The 14,692-nt window shown below is 73.3% G+C and carries 12 protein-coding genes; 8 read left to right on the top strand and 4 right to left on the bottom strand.

Annotated features, from left to right (window positions below; translation table 11 throughout):
- Positions 1 to 205 precede the first annotated feature (205 nt).
- From WHN02_RS27185 to WHN02_RS27155, 7 genes are all read left to right on the top strand, one after another.
- Entirely contained in the window at positions 206 to 2,497 is a 2,292-nt protein-coding gene (locus WHN02_RS27185; protein WP_434741451.1) for a sensor histidine kinase, read from the top strand.
- Entirely contained in the window at positions 2,497 to 2,919 is a 423-nt protein-coding gene (locus WHN02_RS27180) for a roadblock/LC7 domain-containing protein (protein ID WP_434741450.1), read from the top strand. The genes WHN02_RS27185 and WHN02_RS27180 overlap by 1 nt, the downstream gene beginning before the upstream one ends.
- The gene (locus WHN02_RS27175) at positions 2,909 to 3,298 is read left to right on the top strand and encodes a DUF742 domain-containing protein (protein ID WP_434741449.1); all 390 of its coding nucleotides are present in this window, start codon (positions 2,909 to 2,911) and stop codon (positions 3,296 to 3,298) included. Before WHN02_RS27180 ends, WHN02_RS27175 begins: the two co-directional genes overlap by 11 nt.
- Positions 3,279 to 3,875, top strand: a complete 597-nt coding sequence (locus WHN02_RS27170) for a GTP-binding protein (RefSeq protein WP_434741448.1) — start codon at positions 3,279 to 3,281, stop codon at positions 3,873 to 3,875. Before WHN02_RS27175 ends, WHN02_RS27170 begins: the two co-directional genes overlap by 20 nt.
- Positions 3,876 to 4,049: 174 nt before the next feature.
- A complete protein-coding gene (locus tag WHN02_RS27165) occupies positions 4,050 to 5,090 on the top strand; it encodes a lactonase family protein (RefSeq protein ID WP_434741447.1) in 1,041 nt (346 codons plus the stop codon).
- A 164-nt stretch (positions 5,091 to 5,254) separates the two neighbouring features.
- Positions 5,255 to 6,994 (top strand): substrate-binding domain-containing protein, encoded by a 1,740-nt coding sequence (locus WHN02_RS27160; protein WP_434744097.1) that lies wholly within the window; start codon positions 5,255 to 5,257, stop codon positions 6,992 to 6,994.
- 291 nt (positions 6,995 to 7,285) lie between these two features.
- Positions 7,286 to 8,701, top strand: coding sequence for a sugar transferase (locus WHN02_RS27155; RefSeq protein ID WP_434744096.1), 1,416 nt, complete (start codon positions 7,286 to 7,288; stop codon positions 8,699 to 8,701).
- A 34-nt stretch (positions 8,702 to 8,735) separates the two neighbouring features.
- Here WHN02_RS27155 and WHN02_RS27150 read toward each other — a convergent pair whose 3' ends face one another.
- Positions 8,736 to 9,866, bottom strand: a complete 1,131-nt coding sequence (locus WHN02_RS27150) for a PP2C family protein-serine/threonine phosphatase (protein WP_434741446.1) — start codon at positions 9,864 to 9,866, stop codon at positions 8,736 to 8,738.
- Positions 9,867 to 10,070: 204 nt separating this feature from the next.
- Here WHN02_RS27150 and WHN02_RS27145 point away from each other — a divergent pair, with 204 nt between their 5' ends.
- On the top strand, positions 10,071 to 10,517 hold the full coding sequence (locus tag WHN02_RS27145; protein WP_434744095.1) for a MarR family winged helix-turn-helix transcriptional regulator: 447 nt from the start codon (positions 10,071 to 10,073) through the stop codon (positions 10,515 to 10,517).
- A 105-nt stretch (positions 10,518 to 10,622) separates the two neighbouring features.
- On the opposite strand, the gene WHN02_RS27140 is transcribed toward WHN02_RS27145, so the two are convergent.
- From WHN02_RS27140 to WHN02_RS27130, 3 genes are all read right to left on the bottom strand, one after another.
- Positions 10,623 to 11,621 (bottom strand): cobalamin B12-binding domain-containing protein, encoded by a 999-nt coding sequence (locus tag WHN02_RS27140; protein WP_434741445.1) that lies wholly within the window; start codon positions 11,619 to 11,621, stop codon positions 10,623 to 10,625.
- Complete coding sequence (locus tag WHN02_RS27135) at positions 11,618 to 13,288, bottom strand: SpoIIE family protein phosphatase (RefSeq protein ID WP_434741444.1); 1,671 nt, start codon at positions 13,286 to 13,288, stop codon at positions 11,618 to 11,620. The genes WHN02_RS27140 and WHN02_RS27135 overlap by 4 nt, the downstream gene beginning before the upstream one ends.
- 99 nt (positions 13,289 to 13,387) lie before the next feature.
- Positions 13,388 to 14,668 carry an ROK family protein gene (locus WHN02_RS27130; RefSeq protein ID WP_434741443.1) on the bottom strand — a complete coding sequence of 427 codons (1,281 nt, stop codon included), beginning with the start codon at positions 14,666 to 14,668 and terminating at the stop codon, positions 13,388 to 13,390.
- Between the last annotated feature and the right edge of the window lie 24 nt (positions 14,669 to 14,692).

Here is a 14,692-nt window from a genome sequence, read left to right as displayed (position 1 = left end):
CCGTGTCGTACGGCGGGGCGCCCGATCGTCGACAGATGTTCGCAGGTGGCGGTGCACGCGGTAATGGTCGGCGCGACAGCCGGTAGTGCATCGGCGGTCAATTACGTATCCTGCCCACGGTGCCCGTACCGGTGCCCGGCACCGTGGCCGGGCCACCGCCCGCCGGTGCCGGTACCCCTTCCGTCACCTTCCGGGCGAGGCTGCGATGAACACCCGTGACTGGCCGATCCGGGCCAAACTGGCCGCGTTGGTCGTCACCCCGGTGGCTGCGCTGCTGGCACTGTGGATCTTCGCTACCACCCTGACCGTCGGGCCGGCCAAGAGCCTGCTCGACGCGAACACCCTCCTCGACGAGTTCGGCATCCCCGGCGAACGGGTCGTCGCCGAGTTGCAGAGCGAACGTCGACTGTCCATGGTCCACCTCGCCGGAGAGGACGACGATTCGCCACCCCTGATCGAGCAGCGCCGCCGTACCGACGAGGCGATCGGCGAGCTGCGGCACCGCATCGACGGCGACTCGCTGCGCGGTGCCGCCCACGACCTGCTGGAGACCCGTCTCGACGAGTTGGTCGCGACGCTGGACGCACTGCAGGCGGGCCGGGGGTACATCGACCGGCGCGAGGTCGACCGGGCCGGTGCCTTCGGCCTCTACACCGGAATGGTCAGCTCGGCCTTCCAGGCGTTCACCGCCCTCGCCGCCCTGCCCGACACCGACCTCAACCGGCAGGTACGGGCGATCACCGACCTCGGCCGCTCCCGTGAACTGCTCGCCCAGGCCGACGCGCTGGTCGCCGGGGCGGCGACCGCCGGACGGTACGCCGAGGACGAGCACACCCGGCTGGTCCAGATCATCGGCAACCAGACGTACATCGTCGAGGGGGCGGTGGCCGAGTTGCCCGCCGCCGACCGGGCTGCCTACCGGCAGCTCACCGAGGGCCCCGAGTTCCGCCGGCTACAGGCGATGCAGGACAGCCTGGTCGCCGGCTCCGCCACCGGCCGACCCCGGGTCGAACTCACCGAGTGGCAGACCCGCCACGACGCCGTCCAGGACATCATGCGCGACTTCGAGCTGGGTCAGTCCGACGCGCTCGCCGACCGGTCGGTGCCGGTCGCTGTCGGCATCCTGGTCCGGCTCGGATCGGTCGGGCTGCTCGGTCTCCTCGCCGTCGTGGCCTCCGCGGTGGTGGCGCTGCGGGTGGGCCGTTCCCTGGTGTACCGGCTGACCCACGTGCGCGACGACGCCCGGGAGATGGCCGAACGCCGGCTGCCGGACGTGGTGGCCCGGCTCCGGCGGGGGGAGGAGGTCGACGTCGCGCGGGAGGCACCACCCCTGGAGTACGGCCGTGACGAGATCGGCGAGGTCGGTCAGGCCTTCAACGAGGTACGCCGTACCGCGCTGAGCGCGGCCGTGGACGAGGTCACCCTGCGGCGCGGCCTCAACGAGGTGTTCCTCAACATCGCACGGCGAAGCCAGGGGCTGGTGCACCGGCAACTGGCCATCCTGGACCGGCTGGAGCGGCGCGCCGAGGACCCGGACGAGCTGGCCGAGCTGTTCCGCGCCGACCATCTCGCCGCCCGACTCCGACGCCACGCCGAGGACCTGGTCATCCTCGCCGGGGCCGCGCCCGGTCGGGGGTGGCGCAACCCCGTCGCCATGGTCGACCTGGTCCGCGGGGCCACCGGCGAGGTCGAGTCGTACGACCGGGTGGACGTGACGAGCCTGGAACCGGCAGCCGCCGTCGGGCGGGTCGTCGGCGACCTGATCCACCTGCTCGCCGAACTGATCGAGAACGGCACCGCGTTCTCCCCGCCACACACCCGGGTCGAGGTCCGCGGTCGGCGCACCCCCGACGGGTACGACGTGGAGGTGGCCGACCGGGGGCTGGGCATGCCCGCCGACGCCATCGCCGAGGCCAACGCCCGACTGGCCGAGCCCCCCGACTTCGATCCCACGCAGAGCGCCCGGCTGGGGCTGTTCGTGGTGGCCCGACTGGCCGCCCGACACGGCGTACGCGTCGGACTGCGCCGGTCGGAGCACGGCGGGATCACCGCGACGGTGCACGTGCCGGCCGACCTGATCACCGACGAGACGCCCGCCTCGGGGCCGGAGGCGGACCGGGTGGCCCGGGTGACCCGCCTGCACACCCCACCCCGACCCCGGGGCCGGATCACCAGGGAGCGGCAGCGGACGTCGGCCCCGGTGCTCCCCATCGCCGCGGAGCGCAGCAGCGCCGTGGACCTGTCCCCGAACACCGACGGACTGCCCCGCCGGATCCGCCGCCGTGCCCCGGAGGCGCGGCCCCGCCCGCCGGTCGCCGAGACGCCCAGCCCTCGGTCCCCCGAGGAGGCGCGTCGGCTCATGTCGGCGCTGCAGGACGGCACCGCCCGTGGTCGCCGGGGCGTCGCCCCCGAGCCCGGGTCGGGCACCGAGCCGCCGTCGTCGCCCACCGGTGACGGCGTACCCAGACCCCCGACCGCGACTGAGAGGGACGCCTAGTGGTGCAACCGACGAAGCAGAGCGCAGATCTCGACTGGCTCCTCGACGAGCTGGTGGAGCGGGTGCCGACCGCCCGCCAGGCGGTGGTGTTGTCGGCGGACGGGCTGCTGCTCGGCTCCTCCGCCGACCTCGACCGCGCCGACGCCGAGCACCTGTGCGCGATGGCCTCCGGCTTCTCCAGCCTGGCCAAGGGGGCGAGCCGGCACCTCGCCGCCGGACCGGTCCGTCAGACGGTGGTGGAGATGGAGTCGGCGTACCTCTTCGTCACGGCTGCCGGGCAGGGTGCCTGCCTGGCCGTGGCCGCCGACGCCGACGCCGACATCGGCCTGGTGGCGTACGAGATGGCGATGCTGGTGACCCGGGTGGGGGAGTACCTCGCCGCACCGGCCCGGGAGCCTTCGGAGACCGGCGATGCGGGCTGAGCACCCCGACCCGCAGCATGAGTGGCTGGACGGGGAAGCCGGCCCGGTGGTCCGTCCGTACACTCTGACCGGCGGCCGGGTACGGCCGGCGGTCGAGGGTTTCGACCTGGTGGCGTTCGTGCTGGCTGACCCGGCGGCCGACCTGGACGAACACCCGCGGCTGCATCCGGAACACCGGCGTCTGGTCGAGTTGGCCCGACGCCCGGTTCCGGTGGCCGAACTGGCCGCCCGCCTCGACCTCGCGCTGGGCGTGGTACGGGTCCTCCTCGGCGACCTGCTCGCCGGGGGACTCGTGTCGGTCCACGAGCCGAGGCGTGCCGCGATCCTTCCCGACGACAACATACTCAAGGCGGTGGTCAGTGGACTACGTGCGCTCTGATCGGGGTGGCCACCGGGTGCCGCTGGCCCTGAAGATCCTGATTGCCGGTGGCTTCGGGGCCGGCAAGACGACGTTGGTCAGCGCGTTGAGCGAGGTCCGCCCGTTGCAGACCGAAGAGGTCCTGACCGGGGCGGGCATCGGCACCGACGACCTGTCCGGAGTGGAGGCGAAGTCCACCACGACGGTCGCGATGGACTTCGGTCGGATCACCATCAACGAGGACCTCCAGGTCTACCTCTTCGGCACCCCGGGTCAGGACCGCTTCTGGTTCCTCTGGGACGAGCTGGCCTTCGGCGCGCTCGGCGCGGTGGTCCTCGCCGACACCCGGCGGCTGGCCGACTGCTTCCCGTCGATCGACTACTTCGAGCAGCGGGGGGTCCCGTTCGTGGTCGGGGTGAACTGCTTCGACGGGGGTCGGCGCTTCGAGTTGGAGTCGGTCCGTCAGGCGCTGGACCTCGACGCGGACGTGCCGATGATGCTCTGCGACGCCCGGGACCGGCAGTCGGCCAAGTCGGTGCTGATCACGCTGGTGGAGCACGTGGCCCGACAGCGTGGCGAGCCGGTCCCGGTGGCGTGAGACCGCCGCGTCGGTGACCCCGGTGGTGGGTCGGTCCGAGGCGTCCGACCCTCCCGGATGTGGGTGTCGGCCCCGGCCGGGGGTGGAAAATTCGCCGAAACGACGACTGAGTCGCCTGTCCACCGGGCACCCTCTGATGGAATCGACTCCGGGTGTCGACGGAAGGCGGAGCAGGTGAGCGAGCGGGACGAGATCGTCCACATCGGCGGCTACACGAGCGAGGGCGACGGGAAGGCCACCGGGATCGTGGCCGCCCGCCGCGACCGGGAGACCGGGGGGTTGACCCCGCTCGGCACCGTGGCGGTCACCCCGTCACCGTCGTTCCTCGTCCGTCACCCCGACCAGCCCGTGCTGTACGCGGCGAACGAGCTGTCCGAGGGGCGGGTCAGCGCGTTCCGGGTGGGTCCCGAGGGTGACCTGACCCCGCTGGGCAGTCGGCCGACCGGAGGTGCCGACCCCTGTCACGTCGCCGTCACCCCGGACGGTGACCACCTGCTCGCGGCGAACTACAGCGGCGGGAGCGTCGCGGTGTTCCCGTTGGACGCCGAGGGGGTGCCGGGCGACCGCACCGACCTGGTCCAGCACGAGGGGCACGGGCCGGACCCGGAGCGTCAGGAGCACGCGCACGCCCACATGGTCTCTCCGGACCCCACCGGCCGGGGCCCGCTGTACGCGGTGGACCTGGGGACCGACTCGGTCTACCGGTACGACCTGGACCCCGCGTCGGGTCGGCTGGTGCCCCGGGCACCCCGGGTGCGTACGGCGCCCGGCACCGGACCCCGGCACCTGGCGCGGCACCCGGACGGTCGGCGGGTGTACCTCGTGGGTGAGCTGGACGCCACGGTGACCGTCTACGACCTGACCGACGAGGGCGCCCTGCACCAGCGGGGGCGGGTCGACGCGAGTGAACGGCCGGGGCACGTGCAGCCGTCGGAGGTGGCGGTCGGCCCGGACGGGCGTCACCTGTACGTGGCGAACCGGGGGGTAGGAACGATCTCGGTCTTCGCCCTGGAACCGGAGCTGCCGCAGTTGGTGGCGGAGGTGGACACCGGCGGTGGGTGGCCCCGGCACTTCACCCTGATCGACTCCTACCTCTACGTCGCCGACCAGTACGCCGACCAGGTCCGGGTGTTGCGGGTGGACCCGGCGACCGGCGTACCGACCCCGGTGGGGGAGCCGGTACCGGTGGCGAGCCCGAGCTGCGTCCTGCCCTGACCCCCGGACGGACACCGCACCGGCGGCGACCCGAGGGATCCGGGCGGTCACTCAGCGTGGATAAGTAGAGGTCAGCTGTTCATCCTGAGTAACTTTCGTCCGAACGGTCATGGCAGGCACCTGCTGGAATTTGCAAGATTGGTTCCGTGTCCGGCCGCCACCGCATGCGCCACAGGTCTCGCAGAGCAGGCGCCGTCGCCTCCGCGACGGCGCTTGTCGTCGTCGTGGCCGGGTCGTGGGTCGGTCTCCGGCAGCTGGCCCAGCCCGGCTGCACCGGCCGGGAGGAACTCGCCGTGGCGGTCGCGCCGGAACTCGCTCCGGCGGTCGAGGAGGCCGCGACCCGGTGGATGGCCGACGGTGCCGCGGTCGGGGGCACCTGCATCGAGGTCCAGGTCTCCAGCGTCGACCCGGTCCAGGTGGCCGCCGTGGTCGCCGACGAGCACGGCGCCACGCTGGCCGGCATCGGTCGGGCCAGCGGCACCGCGGTGTCGCCGGACGTCTGGGTGCCCGACTCGTCGACCTGGCTGCTGCTGCTGCGCAACGGGGGTGCCAGCGCCTTCGAGCCGGCGAACACCGCCTCCATCGCCCGGAGTCCGGTCGTCCTCGCCGTGCCCGAGCCGGTCGCCACCGCCCGTCTCGGCTGGCCGAGCCGGAAGGTGACCTGGTCGGACCTGCTCACCGAGGTGACCAGCAACACGCCGCTGCGGACCGGGATCGTCGAACCCACCCGGGACGCCGCAGGGCTCTCCGGCCTGCTCGCCCTGACCGCCGCCGCCAGCGGCTCCGGCGAGGACGCGAGGGGGGCCACCACCGCCGCCCTGCGTGCGCTGGCCACCGGGCGTTCGGCCCTACGGGAGGACCTGCTCGCCCGGTTCCCCAGGGCCACCGACCCGACCAGCATCGCCAGTGGGCTCGCCGCCGCCACGCTCTCCGAGGAGGACGTGTTGGCGTACAACAACGAGAAGCCGCCGGTCCCGCTGGCCGCGCTCTACCTGGAGCCGGCGCCGATGCCGTTGGACTACCCGTTCGCTGTGCTGCCCGGCGTGGCACCGGCCAAGGCGTCCGCCGCCCGGGTGTTGTTCGAGCTGCTCACCACCGCCGACTTCCGCGACCGGTTGGCGCGGCAGTCACTGCGTGGCCCGGACGGCACCTGGGGTGAGGGGTTCCGGCCCCCCGCCGGTGCCCCGGACCCGGCCGGAGGAGGCGCGGGCGGGTCGGCCGGCGGTGGTGCCGCCGGGAGCCTGGACCCGGCGGCGATCGAGAACGCGGTGACCGGATGGTCGATCGCCACCCAGTCGGGTCGGATGCTCTGCGTCATCGACGTCAGCGGGTCGATGAAGAAGCAGGTGCCGAGCGCCAACAACGCCACCCGGGCGCAGGTGACGATCGAGGCGGCGCGGCGGGGACTCGGGCTCTTCGACGACTCGTGGTCGATCGGGCTCTGGACCTTCTCCACCCGGCTCGTCGGCGACCGGGACTGGAACGAGGTCGTGGAGATCGGCCCGCTGTCCACCCAGCGGGGGCAGTTGGAGCGGGGCCTGGGTCGGATCACCCCGTCCAACGGGGACACCGGCCTGTACGACACCATGCTCGCGGCGTACCAGCGGGTCCAGGAGGGGTGGGAACCGGGGCGGGTCAACTCGGTGGTGCTGTTCACCGACGGCAGGAACGAGGACGCCGACGGCATCTCCCAGGAGGAACTGCTCGCCGAGTTGGAGCGGATCGCCGACCCGCAACGCCCCGTCCAGGTCGTCGTGATCGGTATCGGGACCGAGGTCAATCGGGCCGAGTTGGAGGCGATCACCAAGGTCACCGGCGGTGGTGCCTTCGTGACCGAGGACCCCACCGGGATCGGCGAGATCTTCCTGAAGGCCATCGCGCTCCGTCCGACGGCCCCTCGTTGAGCAGATCGTCACAGCGGTGAACCGCGACGGCCTCTCGTCCGAAGGGACCGGTGCGACGTGCCGGTCCGCACCGGGCCGGTCCATGGAAACTGACGGTAATGCGTCCGAAGCAATCGGTAGGCATCATTGTCGGGGCAAGATGTCGACGTGCTCCGGGCTGGTGGTCCATCATGGACCGGGCAGCGGTCGTCGGAGCCGTCACCCAGCGATGAGGGAGGGCCGGTGGCCACGGCGACCCTGTTGACCCCTGCCGGTACCTCGACGCAGCCGAACGCGGGCTCGTCGGGGCGGATGGCCCGTGCCGACGAGCGGGCGTACGTGCAGAGCCTGGTGGTGCTGGACACGGTGATCGTCGCCCTGGCGGTCCTCGCCGGCTACCTCACCCGCTTCGGTGACGCCGCGCCGCGCGGCTCGGAGATCCCCTACGTCCTCGTCGCACCCGGGCTGGTGCTCGCCTGGCTGGTGTCGCTCAAGGCGATGCGCTGCTACGACGACAGGGTCCTCGGGTACGGCGCCGACGAGTACCGCCGGGTCGGGGTGGCCGGCATGCGGCTCGCCGCCGGGGTGGCGATCCTCGGCTACATCTTCGACGTCGGGGTGTCCCGGGGGTTCCTCGCCTTCTCGTTCGCCTTCGGTCTGGTCGGCCTGGAGGTGGCCCGGTTCGCCGCCCGTAAGCGCCTGCACCGGGCCCGGATCCGGGGGGCCGGCTGGTCCCGACGCGTGCTGGTGGTCGGGGACACCGCGCACGTCCTGGAGTTGGTGCACACCCTGCGCCGGGAGCCGTACGCCGGGTACCACGTGGTCGGGGCGTGCATCCCGGACGCCCTGCTCGCCCCGGTGGCGCAGCGGCTGGGCGACGTGCCGGTGGTGGGGTCGTTCCGGGGGATCCCCGAGGCGGCCACAGCGATCGGTGCGGACACCGTGGCGGTGACCGCCTCCGGTGAGCTGACCGCCACCCGGCTGCGTCGGCTCGGTTGGCAACTGGAGGGGACCGGGGTGGACCTGGTGGTGGCTCCGGCGTTGACCGACGTGGCCGGCCCGCGCATCCACACCCGGCCGGTCGCCGGCCTGCCGTTGATCCACGTCGAGGCACCGGAGTTCCGGGGTGCCCGGAAGCTGGTGAAGGGTTTCGTCGACCGGGCCGCCGCGTCGGTGGCCCTCCTGCTGTTTTCCCCCCTGCTCCTCGGCATCGCCCTGGCCATCAAGATCGACAGTCGGGGGCCGGTCCTGTTCCGTCAGGTCCGGGTGGGCCAGGGCGGCGAGGAGTTCGGGGTGTACAAGTTCCGCACCATGGTGGTGAACGCCGACGAGCTCCTGGCGGAGTTGGCCGCCCGCAACGAGACCGACGGACTGCTGTTCAAGATGCGCGACGACCCCCGGGTGACCCGGATCGGCAGGCTGCTGCGCAAGTGGTCGCTGGACGAGCTGCCCCAGCTGGTGAACGTGCTGTTCGGGCAGATGAGTCTGGTCGGGCCCCGGCCGCCGCTGCCCGCCGAGGTGGCCCGGTACGACGGCGACGTCGCCCGGCGGCTGCTGGTCAAACCGGGCATGACCGGACTCTGGCAGGTCAGCGGTCGATCCGACCTGAGCTGGGAGGACGGCATCCGGCTCGACCTCTACTACGTCGAGAACTGGTCCCTCGCCGCCGACCTGACCATCCTGTGGAAGACCGTGGGGGCCGTGGTGCACGGCCGGGGCGCGTACTGACCGACGTGCGGCCCCGGGTCGGTGTCGGTGCGGCCTACGACGCCGGTCCGGACCAGTCCAGGCAGACCACCACGGCGTCGTCGATCAGGTCGCCGGCGACGAAGGCCCGCAGGTCGCCGATGAGGGAGCGGACGGCGTCGAGGGTCGCCATCTTCCGGGTCCGGCGCAGGAACCGCTCCAGCGCCGTGTCGCCGTAGCGGACGTCCTGACCTGCGGCGTCCACCACCCCGTCGCTGACCACGAAGAGCCGGTCGGCGGGTTGCAGGTCGAAGCGCTGCTCCCGGTAGTCGGTCCCGTCGAACATGCCCAGCGGGAACTGCTGGTCCAACGGCCAGTCGTGTACGTCGTCCCCGCGCAGCATGATCAGTCGGGGCGAGCCGGCGTCGACGGCGGTGAGCACGCCCGAGCGCAGGTCCAGCTCCAACAGCAGCGCCGAGAGGTGCTGCTGACCCCGGTGCAGGGCGTAGATCGCCTGGTCGGCCAGGGCGGCCTGGTCGGCCAGGCTGAGCCCGCCGCGGCGGGCGTTGCGCAGCGCGTGGGTGGCCAGCGAGGTGAGCATCGAGGCCTCGACCCCCTCCCCGCTGCCGTTGATCGTGGAGAGCCAGAGGCGGGACCCGTCGTCGGACCAGTCGAAGCTGTCGCCGCGCACCGCGTACGCGGGCTCCAACTGCCCGGCCAGGCTGAACGAGGGGCGTACCCGGCTGCGGGCGGGCAGCAGCTCCCACTGCATCTCGGCGGCGAGGGTGAGCCGGCGACTGCGGCTGGCCGACCGGTAGACGTCGGTGCCGGCGGAGACGGCGGCCAGTTCGTGACCGAGCGCGGTGGCGATGCCGGCGAACTCGTCGACCAGCGCCGGGGCTGCGGGCACCGGTGCCAGTCGGAGGACGCCCTGACGTTCGCCGCGCATCCCCACCGGGAACCAGCCGACCCCGTCGACCAGGACCGGCTCCTGATGGTCGAAGCAGCGCCAGGCGGGGTGACCGGGAGTGGTGATCGAGTCGCCGGGACCCAGCGGCAGCAGTTCGGCGAGCCGGTAGTCGATCTGGAACAGCTCGGTCGAGGTGACCTCGTACGCGGCCCGCAACTCGGCGGCGAGTCGGTCCACCAGGAGATCCGCCGGGGCCTCGATCAACGACCGCCGGGCCCTGTCCTCCGTCGCGCTCATCGCAGTTTCCCTTCACAACCCCTCGGTGACCAGGGATACCGAGGTAGTCTCGTGCCCACCATGGCCGAACGAAACGGTCCGGTCGGACCAGAAGCGAGTATGGCTGCTGCGCTGGATGACGTAGCAGGGACCCTGCTTGCGGTCTGGGAGGCGGCCCGTGAGGGCACCAGTAGCAGACTGTCCGGTGCCCAGTTACGCGCCGTGATGGTAGTGGAGCGGAACGACGGCATCAACCTTCGCCGGCTGGCCGCCGAGACCGACATGCTCCTGTCCTCGGCGAGCCGTCTCTGCGACCGGTTGGAAGCCGCCGGGATGGTGGAACGTGAGCCGGGGCGGGCCGACCGCCGGGAGATCTCACTGCACCTGACTCCGCAGGGGCGCAGGATCCTCGCCGAACTCCGGTCCGACCGGCGTCGACGGTTGGCCGACGTGCTGGCCCGGATGACGCCCGCCGGGCAGGAGGCACTGCTGAGCGGGCTCACCGAGTTCGACGAGGCCAGCCGGGAACACTCGGGGGCCGGCCCCGGGGGCGGTGCCCCTCCGCCCTCCTCGGAGCCGGCCGAACCGTCGCGTCCCCGGTCGCTGCCGATCAGCTCGGTGCCGGAAGCCCGGTCGGGCCCCCCGGCCGACCCGGTCGCCCGCTCGGCCTGAAGCCCTCCGCTCCGCCATCGAGCTCGCCCGCCGGCCTGAGGCCCCCGCTCCGCGAGTCGCTGGGGCACCCCGCCTGGCCTGAACCACCCCGCCCGGCCTGCGCGATCAGGCGGTCGTCTCGGCCACCGCCGCCCGGGCGTGCTGCACGTAATCTCGGGCCGTCGGGTGCTCCGCCAGGACGCTGGCGCATCCGGCCAGCACCGTGTCCAGCAACCCGGTCCGACCGGGACGGGTGGACAGCAACTCGACCTGCCAACCGGCGAAGTCGACCAGCAGCTGTGGATCACCGACCCGGATTGCGGCGGCGAGCGCGTCCACCAGGTGCGCCACGGCGGTGGCCAACTCCTCGGCGTGCTCCGGCGGTGGCGCGACCGCCCGGACGGCCCGCTCCACCACCTCCCGTCGGCGGCGCAGCACCGCTACGTACTCGTCGCTCCCGGCCGGTCGTACCGGCCCGGCGGCGAATCCGGGGTGACGGTGCCGGTCGAGGAGTCGGGCCGCGTCCCGTGCCGTGGCACCCCAGGCGGTCGCCCCCACGGCGGTGGCCCACCGGCCCTCAGGCCCGAAACCGGGTCCACCGGCGATCACCGGCACCCCGGCCGACCGGCACGCCTCGATCATGCGGGCGGCCCGGACCAGCCGGTTGGGTTGGACGCAGCTCAGCAGCACCATGTCCGGTCCGGTCTGGTGCAGGTAGGAGACGAGGTGCCGGGCCGGGACGCTGGCCCCCAGGAAGGTGACCCGCCACCCCGCCGCCCGGACCGTCTCGGCGACGATCCGCGCGGCCAACGCGTGCCACTCGCCCTCGACGCAGGCCATCACCGCGTGTCCCCGGGGTGTCGGGACGGGGGTACGGGACGCGACCGCACTGACCACCAGGTCGCTGACGTGCGTCGCGGCGTGTTCCTGGGCGATGCTCCACCGGCCGGTCTGCCAGCGCAGCCCGATCTCCCGCTGAGCCGCCGCGACGAGGTCCACCAGGACGTCGGCGGCCGACCAGCCGGTGTCGAGCAGCCCGAGCGCCAGTCCGACCGCCGTCTCGCGGTCGGCCCGGTCCACCGCTTCGAGGTATCCCTCGACGACCGCTGGCAGGCGGTCGTTCACTGCTGCGCGCTGACCGCGAGGAGCGCGATGTCGTCCTGACTCTGACCGTCCAACCACTCGTCGACGAGTTGCAGCAGTCTGTCGATCACGGCCTCGGGCGGCAGCCCGACGCTGGAGGCCAGCGCCTGGTGCAGCCGGTCCTCGCCGAACATCTCCAGGTCGCGGGGGCCACCACGGGCCTCGGTCACCCCGTCGGTGTAGGCGACCAGCAGTTCGCCGGGGGCGAGGACGACCTCGGCCTCGGTGAACCGGGCGTCGGTCAGGGCACCGATCGGCATCCCACCGACCTTGACCGCCCGTACGGTCCCGTCGGGCCGCAGCACCAGCGGCGACGGATGTCCACCCCCGGCGATCCGGACCCGCAGCACCCCGTCGGGCTCACGTCGTACCGAGCCGAGCAGGAGGGTGGTGAACTGGCTGCGCCGGGCTGCGTCGGGGGCGTCGAACAGCGCCCGGTTGAGCAGCCTCATCAGGGCCAACGGCTGCTGCTCCACCAGCCGCAGCGTCTGCAACGACTGGCGTACCCGACCGGTGAGGACTGCCGCGCCGACCCCCTTGCCGCAGACGTCGCCGAGGGCGAACATCGCCCCCTCGGCGGTGCGGAACACGTCGTAGAAGTCCCCGCCGATGCGCAGGCTGTCCCCGGCCGCCCGGTAGCCCCCCGCGAGGGTGATCCCCCGGACCGAGGGCAGGTCCGGCGGGAGGAGGCTGTTCTGGAGCACCCGGGCCAGGTGGGTCTGCTCGCCGTACAGGTCGGCGGTGGCGAGGGCGGCACCGGCCCGGGTGGCGAACTCGCGGGCCAACTCGATGTCGCGGGAGTCGAACGCCGGGCGTCCGGCCCGGCGCAGCAGCACCAGGGCCCCCGCCGGCCGACCGGCACCGATCATCGGGCTGACCAGGACGGTGTCGGGGCGGCCGAAGTCGTCGGGGAGCAGAGCCGCCAGATCGGTCAGCTCCGCGTCCAACCAGGGGCTCGGGTCGCTGACGTCGCCGTCGAGCGCCTCGGCGAGGCCGGGCACCGCGCCGGGCAGCTGCCAGGAGCCGACGCCGGTGACCGGGGCGGGGTCGTCGGCGGCGTACCGGATCCAGTGCGGCAGGTCCTCGGTCGGTGCGGGGAGGACGTGGACGACCAGGGCGGCGTCGGCGAGGTACGGGACCGGCAGGGTCACAGTGGTCCGCAACGTCTGGTCCCGGTGCAGGGAGACCCCCAGGCGGCTGCCGGCCTGGGCGAGGAAGGCGGTCCGGGAACGCTCGGCGAGCAGCGCGTCGGTACGGGCGTGCTCCTCGGTGACGTCGCGGACGTACCAGGCGCTCCCGCCGCCGGCGAGGTCACGTCGGGTCCCGCGCAGCCGACGTCCGTGGTGCTCGGCGTCGAAGCCGTCCGTCCCGGCCCGTACGGCGTCGGCCAGCGCCGGAACCGGGGCCACTGTGAGGTCCACCTTGCCGGCGATCTCGGGTAGGAGTCTCGCCGCCATGGCGTTCACCAACGTCACCACGCCGGTCCGGTCTGTGGTGACGACAGCCTCGGCCAGCCCGTCCAGCAGTTCCCGGGCGAGTCTGTCGTCGGCGGGTGGCACGGCCTCGGGGGCCGGTCGGGGTGTGGGGCGGACCGGCCGCCCCCCGCCGCTGACCGGGTCGGCCACATCGCCCTGTCGGGCCGCGGTCACCGGTCGTCGCCGGGCGCCTCGGTCGATTGACGTGCGCGCATGTGGGTTCCGCACTCCCTGCCCTGGGAAATCGTTGCCAGGGGGCAAGCGTACCGAGGACTACCTGCCCTCGCCCATCCAGGAAGCTCGCCGACTGCTCAGCCACCCGCTCGGCTCGGCCACGATCCGCCGGACCACCGACCCGGCGGCCCCCACCACCGCCGCCTCGGGGCCGAGCAGCGCCGGTCGTACGGTGACCGGGGACCAGGCGGCGGTGAGCACCCGACGGCTGATCTGGTCGCGCACCGTCGGCACCAGCCAGGGTGCCAGCGGGGCGTATCCGCCGCCGAGGACGACGGTGTCCAGGTCCAGGAGGTTCACCACCGAGGCGACGGCCACGCCGAGGGCGGTGCCCGCGTCGTGGAGGGCTCCCAGCGTCGTCGGATCCCCGGCGGCGGCCAGGTCGGCCAGCCGGGTGGCGGCGGTGTCCGCAGGCAGGTCCGCCCAGGTCAGGCCGGCTGCGGTGAGGATCGCCTCCTGTCCGGCGTACTGCTCGAGGCAGCCCCGACCGCCGCACCGGCAGGACGGACCGTCGGGCTGGATGGGCAGGTGGCCGATCTCGCCGCTCCAGCCCCGGGCTCCCCGGTAGAGGGCCCCGTCGAGGACGATCCCGGCACCGATGCCCACCTCGCCGGAGATGTGCAGGAAGCTGGCCGGTCCGTCCGGGCCGGCGTCCAGTTCCCCCAGTGCGGCGAGGTTGGCCTCGTTCTCGACCGTCAGGGCGGGGGTTCCGGCGACCGGGGGCAGCGCCGGGAGGTGTCGGCGGAGCAGGGCCGGCACGTCCACGTCCCGCCAGCCGAGGTTGGGTGCGAGCCGGACCCGGCCGCCGTCACCGACCAGCCCGGGTACGCCCAGGACCGTGCCGGCCAGGGTGAGCCCCTGGCGGCGGGCGTCGGCCTCGGCCCGGCCGGCCAGGTCGCCGAGGCGGGCCAGCGCGTCGGCGGGGGTGGCCGGTCGCAGGTCGGCCCGGCGGACGGTGTGGTGTCGGACCCGCCCGGCGAGGTCGACCACGCAGGCGGCGAGGTAGTCGACGTTGACCTCCAGCCCGAGTCCGGCGGGGCCGTCACCGGCGAGCACCAGCCCTCGGGCGGGACGCCCGGCGCCGGTGCGGGGGGCGGGGTCGGCCTCGGTGACCAGTCGACCCCCGATCAGGTCGTCGACCACCGCCGAGACGGTGGCCCGGGTGAGACCGGTCTCGGCCGCCAGGTCCGCCCGGGACGGGGGCCGCCCGGCAGCGGCGATCCGGCCGAGGACCAGGGCGAGGTTGAGCTCCCGGAGGCTGCTCTGGCGGGCTGCCCCGACCGGGCTGCTGACGCGACTCACCTCTTGACACTGCCACATCGTCGCCAAATAATTCAATCACTG

Origin of the sequence: Micromonospora sp. SH-82 (assembly GCF_051132485.1) — a bacterium.
Lineage (GTDB): Bacteria > Actinomycetota > Actinomycetes > Mycobacteriales > Micromonosporaceae > Micromonospora.
This window is presented reverse-complemented; position numbering and strand designations above follow the sequence as displayed.